The sequence below is a fragment of the uncultured Amaricoccus sp. genome, assembly GCF_937858865.1.
Lineage (GTDB): Bacteria > Pseudomonadota > Alphaproteobacteria > Rhodobacterales > Rhodobacteraceae > Amaricoccus.
In genome coordinates this window covers 1-1,118 of the sequence record NZ_CALLYO010000149.1, presented here as the reverse complement: position 1 = coordinate 1,118, position 1,118 = coordinate 1, and the positions used below count along the sequence as shown (strand labels likewise).

The 1,118-nt window shown below is 68.9% G+C and carries 1 protein-coding gene; it reads left to right on the top strand.

The features are described from left to right. Positions 1-196 precede the first annotated feature (196 nt). On the top strand, positions 197-1,118 hold a 922-nt coding region (locus tag Q0112_RS04260), incomplete at its 3' end, for a hypothetical protein (protein ID WP_297971856.1).

Below are 1,118 nucleotides of genomic sequence, written 5' to 3'. Positions count from 1 at the left end.
GCCCGGGCCGAAGGGGCTACGAACATCGTCCTCTCGAACCCTTTACCCGACGGATATGATCAACCCGCGAAAGGAAACTCCGACCCCATAGGCAAGTTTTCACCGAGTGGCAAACGGAATCCCCTTTCGTGGTAACCCGGAGCGTGACGCTCTCGTATCGTTGTGTCATGGAGGCGAGGTGAGTCGGGAGACATCGATGCAGGCCGCGAACACGCGGCCCCCCGTTCGGCAGTGGCGCATCCATATCGGAGCACACAAGACCGCGACCTCGCATCTCCAGGAGACGCTGGCGGCGGTACGCGACGATCTTGCCGGGCAGGGGGTCGACTTCATACCGAACCCGCTGGTGCGCCAGCGGCAGCTGGCGCGGACACTGTCGCAGCGGCGGCCGGTCGCCCGGCTGCCGATCGTCGGTCGCGCGTATATGCGCGCCGCGATCGAGTCGGTGGTGGCACCGCTCAGGGCAGGGCCCGAGGTCGTGGTGCTCTCGGAGGAGAACATCATCGGGGTGCCCGGGCATATGCTCAAGGTGCCCTCCTATCCGCAGGTTGAGCGCAACGTGAGCCGGCTCGCGAGCCTCGCGGACCGGGCGGAGGTCGTGTTCTTCCTCTCCGTCCGCAGCTACGATACGCTCCTCCCTTCGGCCTATGTCGAGACACTGAAGCATGCCCTGCCGCCGCCGGGCGGCTTCCAGGAGGCGGTGGCGGAACTGTCTGCCAGGTCGCCGAGCTGGTTCGACCTCGTGTCGCGGATCCGCGTGGCGGCGCCCGACATCCCCTTGCGGATCTGGCGGCAGGAGGACTACCGGGCCAATGCCCGGGCGATCATGGAGGCGGTCTGCGGCTGTACGCTCGGGGCCCTGCCGGAAATCTCCGATCCGACCCGGACGCGGTCACCCTCGGCGGGGGCGATCGCGACGGCCGAGGCGCTGCCGCGGGATCTCCCGCGCGCCGAGCGACTGACGCGGGTCCGCAGGATCTTCGCCGCCGCCGAGCCCGGCGCCGACCGCTTCCGGCCGTTCGGCCCGGCGGAGCGCCAGCGGTTGCGCGCCCAGTACGAGGCCGACCTCGAGCGCATCGCGCGAGTCCATCCCGATGTGCTGATGCGCTTCGAGCCAA